The 13,614-nt window shown below is 72.7% G+C and carries 10 protein-coding genes; all 10 read left to right on the forward strand.

From position 1 onward, the window contains the following. The first annotated feature begins 55 nt into the window (after nucleotides 1-55). The 10 genes from ACO0LU_RS19065 to ACO0LU_RS19110 all read left to right on the forward strand — a co-directional run bounded on the left by ACO0LU_RS19065 (nucleotide 56) and on the right by ACO0LU_RS19110 (nucleotide 13,594). Nucleotides 56-700 carry a hypothetical protein gene (locus tag ACO0LU_RS19065; RefSeq protein WP_424792933.1) on the forward strand — a complete coding sequence of 215 codons (645 nt, stop codon included), beginning with the start codon at nucleotides 56-58 and terminating at the stop codon, nucleotides 698-700. 3 nt (nucleotides 701-703) lie between these two features. After that, nucleotides 704-1,012 (forward strand): LysM domain-containing protein, encoded by a 309-nt coding sequence (locus tag ACO0LU_RS19070; protein ID WP_424792934.1) that lies wholly within the window; start codon nucleotides 704-706, stop codon nucleotides 1,010-1,012. A gap of 55 nt (nucleotides 1,013-1,067) precedes the next feature. Further along, nucleotides 1,068-2,207, forward strand: a complete 1,140-nt coding sequence (locus ACO0LU_RS19075) for a hypothetical protein (protein WP_424792935.1) — start codon at nucleotides 1,068-1,070, stop codon at nucleotides 2,205-2,207. Continuing rightward, nucleotides 2,204-2,701 carry a phage baseplate assembly protein V gene (locus tag ACO0LU_RS19080; RefSeq protein ID WP_424792936.1) on the forward strand — a complete coding sequence of 166 codons (498 nt, stop codon included), beginning with the start codon at nucleotides 2,204-2,206 and terminating at the stop codon, nucleotides 2,699-2,701. The genes ACO0LU_RS19075 and ACO0LU_RS19080 overlap by 4 nt, the downstream gene beginning before the upstream one ends. Further along, nucleotides 2,702-3,019, forward strand: coding sequence for a hypothetical protein (locus tag ACO0LU_RS19085; RefSeq protein WP_424792937.1), 318 nt, complete (start codon nucleotides 2,702-2,704; stop codon nucleotides 3,017-3,019). Nucleotides 3,020-3,083: 64 nt separating this feature from the next. Next, complete coding sequence (locus ACO0LU_RS19090; RefSeq protein WP_424792938.1) at nucleotides 3,084-3,482, forward strand: GPW/gp25 family protein; 399 nt, start codon at nucleotides 3,084-3,086, stop codon at nucleotides 3,480-3,482. Then, nucleotides 3,479-6,034, forward strand: coding sequence for a baseplate J/gp47 family protein (locus tag ACO0LU_RS19095; RefSeq protein ID WP_424792939.1), 2,556 nt, complete (start codon nucleotides 3,479-3,481; stop codon nucleotides 6,032-6,034). The genes ACO0LU_RS19090 and ACO0LU_RS19095 overlap by 4 nt, the downstream gene beginning before the upstream one ends. Next, on the forward strand, nucleotides 6,031-8,646 hold the full coding sequence (locus ACO0LU_RS19100; protein WP_424792940.1) for a putative baseplate assembly protein: 2,616 nt from the start codon (nucleotides 6,031-6,033) through the stop codon (nucleotides 8,644-8,646). Before ACO0LU_RS19095 ends, ACO0LU_RS19100 begins: the two co-directional genes overlap by 4 nt. Next, nucleotides 8,643-10,853: a phage tail protein gene (locus ACO0LU_RS19105; protein ID WP_424792941.1), complete on the forward strand. Its 2,211-nt coding sequence runs from the start codon at nucleotides 8,643-8,645 to the stop codon at nucleotides 10,851-10,853. Before ACO0LU_RS19100 ends, ACO0LU_RS19105 begins: the two co-directional genes overlap by 4 nt. Before the next feature lie 2 nt (nucleotides 10,854-10,855). Further along, nucleotides 10,856-13,594, forward strand: coding sequence for a DUF6519 domain-containing protein (locus ACO0LU_RS19110; RefSeq protein ID WP_424792942.1), 2,739 nt, complete (start codon nucleotides 10,856-10,858; stop codon nucleotides 13,592-13,594). Nucleotides 13,595-13,614 lie beyond the last annotated feature (20 nt).

Consider the following 13,614-nt stretch of genomic DNA (forward strand, 5'->3'; position numbering starts at 1 on the left):
GACCAGGTGATGTCGGTGTGACAGGGCGGTGACGAGGTCGGGGTGGGGTGGGGGTATGGGAACCCTGACGAGCGCGCCGAGAACACTGCGGGGTGCGATCGTTGCCGTGGACCCCGTCAGCCCGATCTCCCGCACCGTCATCTTCCAGTACAACCCCGATGAGTTCTCCCGCACCCTGGAGCCCGCCGGCAGGGAGTCGGCCTCCGAGGGTTCCGGCAGAACCTGGGGCGCGCCGAAGGAGTCGCTGTCCCTGACCGTCGAACTCGACGCCACCGACCAACTGGAGGCCGCCGGTCCCGGATCGGTGGCGATAGGGATCGCCCCGCAACTGGCCACGCTCGAGATGCTCCTGCACCCCAGCAGCGCACGTGTCATCACCAACAGCGCGCTGCTGCTGGCCGGTACCATCGAACTCCTTCCGATCGAGTTGCCGCTCACCGTGCTGGCCTGGGGACCCGGGCGGGTCCTGCCGGTCAAGATCACGACCCTCGCCGTCACCGAGCAGGCCTTCACGCCGGGCCTGTCGCCCATCCGGGCGAGCGTGGAGATCAGCGCGGACGTGCTCACCTACGACGACGTGTCCCCCACACACGTGGCCTTCGGCCTCTCCCTGGCGCACCTCGTTGCCAAGGAGGTGATGGCTTCCGCGGCTGCCGTGGCCGGTGCGGGCCGCACCGCGGCCGAGATGGTCGGTGGCTGAACCGTGAACGCGGGCCGGTACGAGAATGCCGAACAGGGCGAGGTCGAGATCACCGAAATGCACGGTGGCCGCAATACCGTGCGCTACCTGCGACGACGGCGACTACCCGACCCGCGGGACGTGCAGCCGCTCGCGCTGCACCGCGTCAGTGCCGGGGACCGACTCGACCTCATCGCGGCCCGGTACCTGGGCGACCCGCTCGCCGCGTGGCAGGTGGCGGATGCGAACCTCGCCCTCGACCCCGACGAACTCACCGCCGAAGGCGCCGAGGGAGACGTTCTGGTCATCCCGTTCCCGCGGGCCGCACCATGAACATCCGCCGGGGCCGCCCCGGTGCGCCCGGTGCGTGCGCACAACAGGGCGTGCGATGAGCCTGACCAGCGGCCTGCGCCTGACGATCCTCGCCGGTCACACGCTCCCGGTGCCACTGCCGTTCCCGCTGGCCGATCGCGTCCGCTCCGTCACCGTCACCGAGAGCGACGAGGAGCGTTCGGCGTTCTCCATCGTGTTCGACGCAGCCGGCCCGGCGGTCCTGGCGCCCTTCAACCGTGCCTCACCGCTGGCGGCGTTCTCCCGTGCCGTCCTGGTGCTCACCGTCGGCGCCGTACCGCACGTGCTCTTCGACGGGATCGTCACCGAGGGCCGCCTCGAACCGGGCATCGGCGGGAAGAAGTCCACCTGGGTCATCACCGGCGAGGACCTCGGCAACCTCCTGGACCGCGAGGAGCGGGACGTCGAGCACGCGGGCCTCGACGACTACCCGGCGGTGCTGACCATCCTCGCGCCCTACGCGGGCCAGGGACTGCTGCCCCAGGTGATCCCGCCACCGTCGTTGGATCCGCCGCTTCCGATCGACCGGATCCCGACCCAGCACGGCACCGACCTCGCGCACTTGAGCGCACTCGCCGGTCGGCACGGCTACGTCGCTTACGCCACCCCCGGCCCGGTCCCGGGAACCAGTTTCTTCTACTGGGGACCGCCGGTGCGCCTCGGCGCGCCGCAGCCGGCGCTCGCCGTCGACCTCGGGCACGACTCGAACGTCAAGCAGATCTCATTCCGCACCGAGGCCAGCGCCCCGACCACAGTCAGCGGCAACGTCATGGACCGGCGTACCGGCGTCCAGACACCGGTGCACGCACCCGTCTCGTTGCGCCCGCCGCTCGCCGCGGTGCCGTTCGCGGCGACGAACACGCAGCAGATCCGCACCCGGCGGCTCCGGGACGGCAGCAGCAACCCGGTCACCGCCCAGGCCCGTGCGCAGGGGCAGGTCGAGGTCGCCGCGGACAACGTCAGTGCCGAGGGCAGCGCCGATGGTGTCCGGTACGGGTCGATGTTGCGTGCCCGGGGGCTGGTAGGGCTGCGCGGGGCGGGGTGGGACCACGACGGCCTGTGGTACGCCAAGCGCGTTGAGCACACCCTCACGATGGGCGCCTACACCGTCGGTTTCACCCTGACCCGGGAAGGGCACGGATCGGTCAGCCCGGTACTGCCGAGGGCGGCCTCATGAGTCGGCAGTTCTACGGCACCTATCGCGGGAAGGTCGAGGCGAACCTCGACCCGCTCACGCTCGGGCGGGTCCAGGTCAGCGTGCCTGCCGTGCTCGGCGATGGCCGCCTCGCGTGGGCTGAGCCCTGCGTGCCGTACGCGGGCGATCAGGTCGGTACCTTCGCGGTGCCGCCGGTGGGAGCGGCGTGCTGGGTGCAGTTCGAGGACGGCGATCCCGACTACCCGATACTCGCCGGGTGCCGCTGGGGGGCCGGTGAATCGCCGGCCCCGGGGCTTCCACAGATCCTCGTGTTCGCCGCCGACGGCATCACGGTCACGGTCAACACCATGCCGGGCGCCGGCGGGATCACCGTGGAGGTCGGCGCGCCGGCCGTCGCGATCCCGGTCAAACTCGCCATGAACGCACAAGGCATCGAACTGTCCTCCGGCGCGGCCTCGATCACACTCGACGCCGCCAAAGTCTCCCTGAACAACGGCGCATTGGACGTGATCTGAATGCCGGGGAACCTGGTCCACGTCGGCGCGATGGTCCAATGTGCCCACCTGGGCCAGGTCACGCCGACGGTGCCCAATCCGCGAGTGCTGGTCGGCCGGCAACCCACCGTACAGATGGCGGCGCCGTGGACCGTCGCCGGTTGCCCGTTCCCGCCCAACTCCGGCGGTCCGTGTGTGACCGCGATGTGGACCGTGGCGGCCACCCGCGTCACCTCCAATGGACAGCCGCTCGTCATCGCCACCGGGATGGCCACCTGCGCCCCCACGGGTGTTCCGGTCACCGTGACCCTGGTCCAGCCACGGGTGAGTGCGACATGAGCGCCGTGAGGTGGTCAGGATGTGGACGCGCAGGATCCGGACGCTCGGGGTGCGGGCGGAAGCCATGAGGGGCCCACCGTCCACGCACGTCGACTTCCCGCTGCGGGTCACCGGGCAGCGGCGCACCGCCCTGGCCGACGACGACGGTTACCTGCGCGGGCTCGTCGAGGCCGTGATCTTCACCCGGCCGGGCGAACGGGTGAACCGGCCCGACTTCGGCAGCGGCGTCGACAATCTGGTGTTCGCCCCTGGGGGCGGTGAACTCGTGGAGTCGACGAAGGCACTCGTGCACGGCGCCCTGCAGCGAGCACTGGGCGACCTGGTCCGGGTGGAGGACGTCGCGGTGGAGGCCGACGAGGCCACCCTGCGGGTCACCATCGTCTACCTGCCCCTCACCGGCGGCGCCCCGGGGCCCGAGCGCCGTAGCATGACCGTTACGTCGGGGGCGGGGGCCCCGCCGTGACAGGGCCGCTGGCGGACTCCGGCCAGGGCCCCGACCTCGACTCCCGCCGGGCACTGGTCCGCGCCGCCACGCCCCCGCGCAACGGCATCGACATCGTCGAGGTCCTCTCCAACCACCGCGGGACCGCGGGGCATGTCCCCCTGGCGCCCCAGCAGCGCACCCTGCTGGTTCACCTCCTGCGAGGCCCCGTCCCGGCAGATCTGGGCCCCGACCGGATCCGCGTTCTCGGCGGCGTGCGGCCCGACCCGCGGCTCAACCCGGTCCGGGTGACATGGGCCTACCCCGCCCTCGACGTGGCCGGCGGTCCCGGGACGTCACCGGTCACCGGCCTGAAAGGGGTCTCGGCGGCGGATCGGACGCTTGTCTCCCAGGCACTGCCGGCAGAGCGCCGCGACGGTGTCCTCGTGGTGCGCACCTCATCCTCGGGCGACTGGTCCACCTATGTGCTGGCGCTGCTGGGTCCCGGCGGCCAGGGCTACCCCCCCGGTTTCGACGAGTTGCTGTCCCGGGAGCCGTTCACCTTCACCGTCGACTGCCCCGATCCGCTCGACTGCGGCTGCCGGTCCGAGTGCCCGCCGCCGCCGGGGATCACGCCGGTGCTGGACTACCTCGCACGGGACTACCCGGCACTGCGCACCCGGCTACTCGACCGGTTCGCCGAGTTGGTGCCGAACTGGCGCGACACCAGCGCAGCCGATCCCGCCGTCACGCTTCTGGAACTGTTCGCCTACCTGGGCGACCGGCTCACCCTCTGGCAGGACGCCGTCGCGGGGGAGGCGTATCTGCCGACGGCGCGGCGCCGCCCGTCGGTGCGCCGGCACGCCCGGCTGCTGGACTACCGGGTACACGAGGGCTGCGCAGCCCGGACCTGGCTGACGTTCGAGGCACCCATCGGTGGAGCGATGATGCTCGGGTCGCGCACGCCCGTGGCCGCCCTGCCCGCCGGGACCGGGGAGGTGAGCGTGGTTGATGCCCTGCACGCCGGCGACGCCGTGTTCGAGACCATGCACGCCGCGCACCTCAGCCCGGCACGCAACGCCCTCGCGCTGCACTCCTGGGGCGAGGTCGATGCGTGCCTGCCCGCCGGGACGACGACGGCGTTCCTGGCGCACCCGCCCGGGGCCGACCCCGCGCTGGCCGCCGGTGACGTCCTGGTGCTCACACCGGTGGACGAGGACGAGACGACGGTGACGGGGGAGCAGGCACGGCGGCAGGCGGTGCGGCTGGTCACCGATCCGTTGGTCCGCGAGGACCCGTACGCCACCGCCGCAGACGGCGGGCCGGCCGAGGTGCTGGAGATCCGGTGGGGCTCGGCCGACGCGCTGCGTTACCCGCTGCCGATCAGCCGGCGCCGCAGCGACGGCACAGCCGGTGTGGCCGCACGGGCGCTCGCCAACGTGGTGCTCGCCGAGCATGCCGCCACCCTGCCGTCCACGGCCCTCGATCCGTCGCAGGTGCCGCAGGGCCGGCGGTACGAACCGCACCTGGATGCCACCGGAGTCGCGTGGGCGGACGAGCAGGTCGATCCGGCGAGCGCCGCCTCGGCGTTGCGGGTGGATCCGCGCCGCGCCCGCGCCCAGATCCTCCTCGACGACGGCGCCAGAACCTGGCGCTCGGCAAGCGACCTGCTGTCCTCCTCGCGCCTGGACGCCGCCTTCGTCGCCGAGCCGGAGGAGTCCCGGCAGGTGCAGTTGCGGTTCGGGGACGGGATCAGCGGCCGGAGCCCGGCCGCGGGAGACACCTTCGTCGCGTACGTGCGCGTGGGCGGGGGAGCGGCGGGCAATGTGGGCCCCGACGTGCTGACCACGATCCTGTCCACAGCCACGACCCCGGCCCCCGGCGGGGTGCAGGTGAGCAACCCGCTGCCGGCCGCCGGCGGGCAGGAACCCGAACCGCTGCAGGCCGTGGCCGAACTCGCGCCGTACGCCTTCCGCTCGCAACTGCGCGCCGTCACTTCCGCCGACCACGCCGCCGCCGCGAACCGGGTGAGCGGTGTGCAGGACGCCATTGCCCGCCGCCGCTGGGCGGGATCCTGGTACTCCCACGAGGTGACGTTGGACGTCACCGGTGCCCATGCCGGAGACGACACCGTGACCCGGGAGGTCCACGCGCTACTGGAGGCGCGCCGCATGACCGGCGTGGACGTCGCCCTCACCCCGCCGGTCTTCGTCCCGCTGGAGATCGTGGTCGGGGTCCGCGTGGCCGACGGTCATCTGCGTGCGGACGTGCGCGCCGCGCTGCTGCGCGTGATGTCCGCCCGGACCCTGACCGGCAGTCGCGGGTTCTTCCACCCGGACAACTTCACCTTCGGCCAGTCCCTGTTCGTCTCCGACCTGGTCGCCGCGATCATGACCGTGCCGGGAGTGACCTGGGTGGACGTCGAGGACTCCGAGCACACCGGCCTGCGGTTCCGGCGGATGGGCCGGCCGGGCGCCCACGACGTCCAGCGGGGGCGGATCCAGGCGCAGCCGCGGGAGATGCTGCGCGCGGAAAGCGACCCCAGCCTGCCCGAGAACGGCCGATTCGATGTGGTGCTGCGAGGTGGGACATGACCTGCCATGACCGGGGCTGCGACTGCGACCCGCTGCTCGCCCCCGAGCCCACCGTCTGGAACGCCCCGGCCCAGGACACGCTCGTCTGGCGGGCCGTACCGCACTCCCATGCCATGGCCCGGCTGCTCGCCACACTCGGCGGCCCCGCGATGGCGCCCCCGGTGCGGGCCCTGGCCGGCAACGGGACCGACGATCCGGCTGTGGCTCTGCTGGACGCCTTCGCCATGGTCGCCGACACCGTTTCCTTCTATACCGAGCGCATCGCCCAGGAGGGATACCTGCGCACCGCCACCGAACGGGAGTCGGTACAGATGCTCGCCCGGACGATCGGCTACGAACTGCGGCCGGGCGTCGCCGCAGCAACGGAACTGGCCTTCGGCCTCGAGGAAGCCCCGGGCGCGCCCACTGCCACCATCGTGCCCGCCAATACACCGGTGCAGTCGATCCCGATCCAGGACCAACTGCCCCAGGTCTTCGAGACGAGCACGGATCTGGAGGCGGACGTGGCGTGGAACGCGATCCCGGGTGCGACCAGTGAGCCGGCGACCACGCTGTTCGGTGACAGGGACCTGTGGCTGGCCGGGACCTCGCTGGGACTGCAGCCGGGTGACGTCGTGCTCATTCTCGGGGAGGAACGGCGCCGGTTCGGGCGCACCCCGGACCACTCCCGCGCCGCCGCGCTGGACCGCGGCGACGACGAACGCTGGGAGTTCCGGATGATCATCGAGGTGCACGAGCCGCCGGACATCCCGGCCGGCTGGACCCGGGTTGTCCTGCAGCGGCGGGTGGGATGGAGGTCCGGCACCCCGCTGACGCCCAAGGAGGACGTCACGGTACACACCTTCGGGCGGCGGGCGGCGCTGTTCGGGGCGCAGGCACCGGATCCGGCGCTGCTGGTCCGCGACGGCATCGCACCGCACGGTGTCACGCAGCAGAACGGGACCTGGGAGTGGGACGGCATCGACGATCCCCGCGCACCCGGCAAGGACGGCGCCGCTGTCCGGGACGTCATCGAGGTCGACGGCGACCAGGCGCGCATCGTGCCCGGATCGTGGATCGTGCTGGAGCGGTCGGACTACACCGAGCTCTACGGGGTGGAACGCGCCGCGCCGGCCGGGACCACCCGGTTCGGGACGAGCGGCAAGGTGACCCAGGTCCGGGTGGACATGAGGGAGAACCTGGAGACCTTCGGACGGCGCCGGAGCGTGGTGCACTGTGAGCCGCGGGACCTTCCGGGAGGTCTGCGCCCGGTGCTGCATCCCGTACCCGAGGAGGCCACCCCGAGGCTGCTTCGGCTCGAGGCCACCGACCCGCCCCTGCCGGTGGGCCGGCGCGTCATGGTGACCGGGTTCGCACCGGGCACCATGCCGCAGGACCCGATCGCGGCCAGGGCGGTGCTCCCGCCGCTGGCCGAGACGACGGTCGTGGCGGCCTGCGAGGTCCACGACCGGTGGATGGACGTCTGGTTCACCGACGAACTCACCCACCGCTATGACCCTGCCTCGGTCCGGGTGCGCGGGAACGTCGCCGCGGCGACGCACGGGGAGACGATCCGGGACGTGGTCCTCGGTAGTGGTGACGCCCGGGTGCAGTTCCAGCGGATGAGCCCGCGCCGCGGGCCCCTGACACACCTACGTGCCCCGACCCCGTCCGGGACGAAGAGCACCCTGCAGATCTCGATCGATGACGTGACCTGGCAAGAGGTCGAGACGCTCGACCTGACCGGCCCCACCGAGCGCGTGTACACCGCCCGCGGACAACCGGACGGCACCGTGACGGTGACGATGGGCGACGGTGCACACGGCGCGCGGGTACCCACAGGTTCGGAGAACGTCCGCGCCACCTTCCGCGTCGGCGTCGGATCCCCCGGTGCGCTGAACGCCGGGCAGTTGAGCGTGCTGCCGAAGCGCCCGTACGGCATCCGGGACGTGATCAATCCCGCGCACACCCACTCCTGGGCCGACCCCGAAGGGCTCGGCGAGGCGCGCACCAGGGCACCCCTGCACACCCGGACGTTGGAGCGCGCGGTGTCCGTGACGGACCACCAGGACCTCGCCGCCTCCTTCGCCGGTATCGGCCTCGCCCGCGCCGACGCAGTGTGGGACGGACGGCGAAACGTCGTCGTGGTCAGCGTCCTCGATGCGGGGGGCCAGAAGGCGGGCGAAGGGCTGATCGGTGACCTGACGGCCTCGCTGCTCGCGGCCCGGGAGGTCGGCAGCGGACTCATGGTCCTGTCCGGGGACGTGGTGCGATTCGGCGTCCGGGTGGACATCGCCGTCGAGCACGCACACGTGCGCACCGACGTCGAGGCCGCCGTTCGGGCGGCCCTAGCGTCGGCCTTCGCGGTGCCCGCGGTGCCGTTCGCCGTACCGGTGACGGCTTCCCGGGTGCTGGTGAATATCCGTTCCGTGCCCGGTGTCCGGGCGTGCACCCTGCCGCTGCTCTCCCGCGTGACCAGTCCGATCGGGGCACCGGCCGAACGGTCGGCGGGAGCCGACGTGCTCGGGGCCCTGCCGGCCCGCTGGGACAAGGGCCCACCGGCGCAGATCGTGCCCGCGCAGGTGGCCGGACTGGAACCCGGCGGCGTGCGCCTGGGGGTGATGAGGCTGTGAACACCGGCGAGACACTCACCCGGCTGCGCGCTCTGCTGCCGGTCCATTACCTCGCCCAGGAGCCAGACGTGGACGAGGGCCCACCGGGCCCGCTGACGGCCCTGCTCACGGCCGTAGCAGGCGAGTTGGACGTGCTCGAGGAGGACGTCCGCCGGCTCGGGGACGGCTGGTTCATCGAGACCTGCGAGGAATGGCTCGTGCCCTACCTCGCGGACCTGATCGGGCTCGGCGACGTGCCACCGGACCTCGGGACGGCGATGAGCCGGAGGGCGCTCGTGGCCAACACGGTCGCCTACCGGCGGCGGAAAGGGACGCTGGGGGTGCTGGGACAGGTGACCCGGGACGTCACCGGCTGGCCTACCCGCGCCGTCGAGCACCACCCGCTGCTGGTCGCGGCAACGCACCTGAACCACGTGCGCCTGGACCGCGCCGCGGTGGCGGCGCTTCGCCCGGCGGGCGTTCTGGAGCGGGGTGCCGTCCGTAGCCCGCCCGCCGCGACACAGGCGCTGGACCCGCTGATGCACACCGCCGAGGTCCGAAGGACGGCGCGCAGGCGTGGCCGGTACGGGATCCGCAGTATCGCCGTGTATCCCTTCCCGGTGCACGCGCAGTTGATCGGCGCCACTGGAGTGGGCGGCACGTCGGACGCCGAGACCCCGCGCGGACCGGCGGGCGGGTGGTCGCGGACCCGGGCGAGCGGCGGATGGCACCACCTCGACCCCCTCGGCCGGCCGACACCGCTGTTCGCCCCGCCTCGCCCGCAGCCGGCTCTCGCCGCACACGCACAGGAGCAGGACCTGCCGGTGCCGCTGCGTCCCCGGAGGCTCCTGGAACTGCTGCGCACCGCCCGCGCCGGCGATCTGGACCCCGCTGCACTGCCGGTCGGGGTGCGGATCGGGCCGACCGGCACCGACCTGGGTCCGGAGCGGCTCCGGGTCTGCCACCTGGAGGACCTCGCGCCCGGCGACGACCCGCAGGTGCTGATCGACGCCGTCGCCGGCCGGCTGCGCGCCTACCGCAACGGCGCGCCCTACGTCCCGAGCACAGTCTTCGTCCGGTACGCCTACGGCGCTGCGGCGGACATCGGCGCCGGGCCCTACGGGCGCACCGCACGGCATACGGATCTGCTCGGCTCGGACACCTGGACACCACCGGTCAGCACTGGTGCGGGCGCGCCGCGGGACGTCCAGGTCTCGGTGGACTCCGGCGCCGACCCGGCCATGCCGCTGACCGTGGCCGACGTCGCCTCTGGCCTCACGTCGATCGAGGCGGCGTGGTCGGACCCGGCAGGCACTGCGGTCGGTGCCACGGCGACGGTCTCGATCGCCGACAGTGCCCGGTACCCCGCGAACCTGGCGGTCGAGGTACCACCCGGAACCAGGCTCGTCCTCGTCGCGGCGCGCTGGCGCGAGCGGGTGCTGCCGAACGGGAACGTCGAGGCACCGGCGCCGGGCCGGTACAGCCCGGACGGGCTGCGCCCACATCTACGCGGCACGGTACATGTCACCGGCGGTCCAGGGTCGAGCCTGGTGCTGGACGGACTGCTGCTCGAGGGTGACCTGGTCATCGAACCCGGAGACCTGGGCTCGCTCACCATCGCGCACACCACCCTGACCGGATCGGTGCAGGTGCGCTCCGAACCCGAGGCCGCGAACGCGACCCTGCAGGTCCGACTCGAACGGACCGCGGTCGGCGCGGTGGCGGCGGGCCCATCGGTGCCGCTGCTGCGCGCGGTGGACTGTGTGCTGGACCCGCAGGGCCTGCCCGCCGGCACCGCCGCCCTCGATCTGCCGGGGGCGCACGCCGACCTGGAAGGCACCACGATCCGCGGACAGGTCCGCAGCAGGTCCCTGGAGGCCTCGAACTGCCTGCTGGACGGCCGGGTCGAGGTGGCCCGCCGGCAGAGCGGCTGCGTGCGGTTCAGTTACGTCGGTCCGGGGTCGTACACGCCGCGCCGGTACCGGTGCGTCCCGGCCGACGGTTCCGACGGCCCGCCGCAGCCGGTGTACGTCTCCACCGACCCGGCTTCACCGGCCTACCTCGTCCTCTCGGCTTCCTGCGCGCCGGCGATCCGTGAGGGCGGCGAGCGTGAGTCCGAGATGGGCGCGCACCACCATCAGTACCGCCCGTTGCGCCGGCGCGCAGCGGAACGCCAGATCGGCCCGTACCTACCGGTCGGGTCGGAGATCGGGATTTTCGGGAGCTGATCATGCACGCAGACCTCAGCCGCTGGACCTTCGACCCTGCCGCTGGGTACCGCTCGGTCCTGCTCCAGCAGGGTCGGGTGCTCCTGGACGCGGACTGGAACGAGCAGGGCGCCATCACCGCTCGGCACGACGAGGTGCGCACCCGCGACATCATCGGACGTGCCGGCGGACCGGCCGACGGGGCCGCGTTCGCCCTCACCGACGCCGCGCAGAACCCGCCCGCCGGTACGGCGTGGGAGGAACTGCACCTGTCCCGCGGACGGTTCTACCTCGATGGTGTCCTCGCGGAGGTCCCGGGCGCCGGCCTCGGCCCGGCGCTGACGGACCAGCCGTTCCTGCGCCCGGTCGGGGACCTGCCCGGCCTGGCCGAGCCGACCGACGACGGCCGCTACGCCGTCGTCCTGAACGTCTGGACCCGTGAGGTCACCGGTGACGAGGAGCCCGCGCTGTTGGAGTCCGCGCTCGGCGGGCCGGACACCACCACCCGCACCCAGGTCGTCTGGCAGGTGGTGCTGCACCCGGTCGCTGACACCGATGCGTGCGCCAGCCTTGCCGGGGCAGCCTGGCTGACCCGCACCCCACCGACGATGACCGCCTCCCTGGCGGACGTGCCCCCGGAGTCGGACCCGTGCCTCATCAGCACGTCGGCGGGGTACCGGCGGCTGGAGAACCAGTTGTACCGAGTCCAGGTCTCAGCGGTGGCGGGTGACGGGACCGCGCACTACGTGTGGTCCAGGGAGAACGGCAGCGTGGTGGCCGCCCTGCGGCAGATTACCGAACCCACCGTGCCCGGGCCGGACGTGAACCTGCACCTGGACCGCGAGGGCCGCGATGAGGAGTTGTCCTTCGGTGAGGGCGACCTGGTGGAGATCACCAGCCGGGACCGTGAACTGCGCGCCCTGCCGGCGCTGCTCGGCACGGCCGGCGCTCCGGACGGGCTCGTGCTGCCGGTGACCTGGATCGGCAACTCGGGTTCGGACCCGGCCGCCGGCGACATGAGCCAACTCGGTGAGGCGCCGCTCGTGCGGCGCTGGGAAGGCGGCCCGACGCCGGTGGGCCCCTCAGCGCAGGACCTCGAGGACGGGATCCAGGTGACGTTCAGGGATGGCGACTTCCGCGTCGGGGACTACTGGCTCATCCCGGCGCGGACGGTGCGGCTGGTGTACGGGGTCTCGGCCCTGTCCGGCACGATCGAGTGGCCGACGACGACCGACGCCGGGGGAGACGAGGTCCCCGCCGCGCAGCCGCCCCTCGGCCCGGAGTTGCGGCGCACCGTCGTCGGCGTGCTGGAGCGGACCGGTGGCGACGCCGACGGGCAGTGGACACTGGTCTCGGACTGTCGACGCCTCACCCCGCCGCTGACCGAGTTGGTGACGATCGATCTGCTCGGCGGGGACGGGCAGGAGTCGCTGCCCGGTGAGCCGCTGCCGGAGCCGGTGCGGGTGGCCGTGCGCAACGGGGGAGTGCCGGTGGCCGGTGCGAACGTGCGGTTCACATCCGATGGCGACCACCTGCGTGCCTCCGACCCTTCAGCGCCCGGGTCCGGGGCGCCGCCGACCAGCAGCGACCCCTCCGAGATTCTCGTGCCGACCGACTCCGACGGTCACGCCCAGGTGCGCTGGCTGCTCGATGGTGCGCCCGATGCGCACGTGCTGAGCGCCGTCCTGCTTGACGATGCCGGTGCGCCGGTCGGGGTGCAGGTGAGGGTGACCGCCCGGCGAAGCCTCGCCTCCCAGGTGGGTTGGCAGCCGGCCTGCGAGGGCATGGCCGGGGTGACGACGGTCCAGGACGCGCTCGGGCGGTTGGCGACCACCGCGGACCTGCGCCTGCTCGGCGGGGACGGGCAGCAGGTGCGCGAGCCGGGTGCCACGGTTCCGCGTGAGGTCCGGGTGGTCCTGGACAGCCCGTGCGGGCCCCTCGAGGGGCAGGCGGTCTCTGCCGAGGCGAGCGAGCGCGGTCTCGTCGTCGTCGCAAAGCCGGGTGAGGCGGACCCGGGCAGCCTCAGCGGGACGGGAGCGACGTCGTCGGCCCGGGCGCGCACCGGAGCCGACGGCGTGGCCGCCTTCTGGTGGCAGCCGGACGTCCGGAAGCAGCCGAGTGATGTGCTGGACATCGTCGGCAAGGGCGCCGAGCCCGCGCCGATCCGGGTGAGCGCGCACCGGGCGGTGCAGGGCGGTGGAGGACGCCCACCGGGGATCCACATCACGCACCTGCACTTCGGGGACGGGAATGAGTTCCTGAACGACGAGGTGGTCACCCTCGAGACGCTGGCCAGCGGGATCATGGTCGAACTGGACGCGCCGGTCCTGCAGGAGAGCGTGCAGGGAAGGCCCGTGGCCCGGGTCGAGTTCGACCTGCCGTGGCCCACCGAGGGCGAAGCGCGGTTCTGGTCGGACCGGCCGGTCGGGTTCCGAGCGACCCGGCTCGACGGTGAGGTCGGGACCGAGACGGCGCCCATCGAGTGGCAACCCACCGAGACCTCCAGGGGCTGGCTGCTCACGTTCGGCGAGCGAGTGGAGCGCTTGCACCGCGGTTTCCCCGAGGCGGTACCGAAGGGTCTGGTTCTCGCCCGGTTCATCATCGACGGTTGGGCGATCATCGGCCAGGACGACCCGCAGATGCACCTCAATACCCATGCGAACGCCTCCTTCGACGGCAGCCACACCCGGTTGGACCTGCCCACCGACGATGAAGTGACCGGCGGCCAGTTCGTCCAGTGGTTCTACGTGGGGGCCCAGTAGATGCCGCAGACCCTCGCGCG

Source organism: Pseudactinotalea sp. Z1748, assembly GCF_049725185.1.
Taxonomy (GTDB): Bacteria; Actinomycetota; Actinomycetes; order Actinomycetales; family Beutenbergiaceae; genus CALKWS01.

Excerpts from the sequence above, each read along its gene's own strand:
- ACO0LU_RS19065 (WP_424792933.1), top strand. The coding sequence starts at position 56 with ATGGGAACCCTGACGAGCGCGCCGAGAACACTGCGGGGTGCGATCGTT.
- ACO0LU_RS19075 (WP_424792935.1), top strand. The coding sequence starts at position 1,068 with ATGAGCCTGACCAGCGGCCTGCGCCTGACGATCCTCGCCGGTCACACG.
- ACO0LU_RS19080 (WP_424792936.1), top strand. The coding sequence starts at position 2,204 with ATGAGTCGGCAGTTCTACGGCACCTATCGCGGGAAGGTCGAGGCGAAC.
- ACO0LU_RS19085 (WP_424792937.1), top strand. The coding sequence starts at position 2,702 with ATGCCGGGGAACCTGGTCCACGTCGGCGCGATGGTCCAATGTGCCCAC.
- ACO0LU_RS19090 (WP_424792938.1), top strand. The coding sequence starts at position 3,084 with ATGAGGGGCCCACCGTCCACGCACGTCGACTTCCCGCTGCGGGTCACC.
- ACO0LU_RS19100 (WP_424792940.1), top strand. The coding sequence starts at position 6,031 with ATGACCTGCCATGACCGGGGCTGCGACTGCGACCCGCTGCTCGCCCCC.
- ACO0LU_RS19110 (WP_424792942.1), top strand. The coding sequence starts at position 10,856 with ATGCACGCAGACCTCAGCCGCTGGACCTTCGACCCTGCCGCTGGGTAC.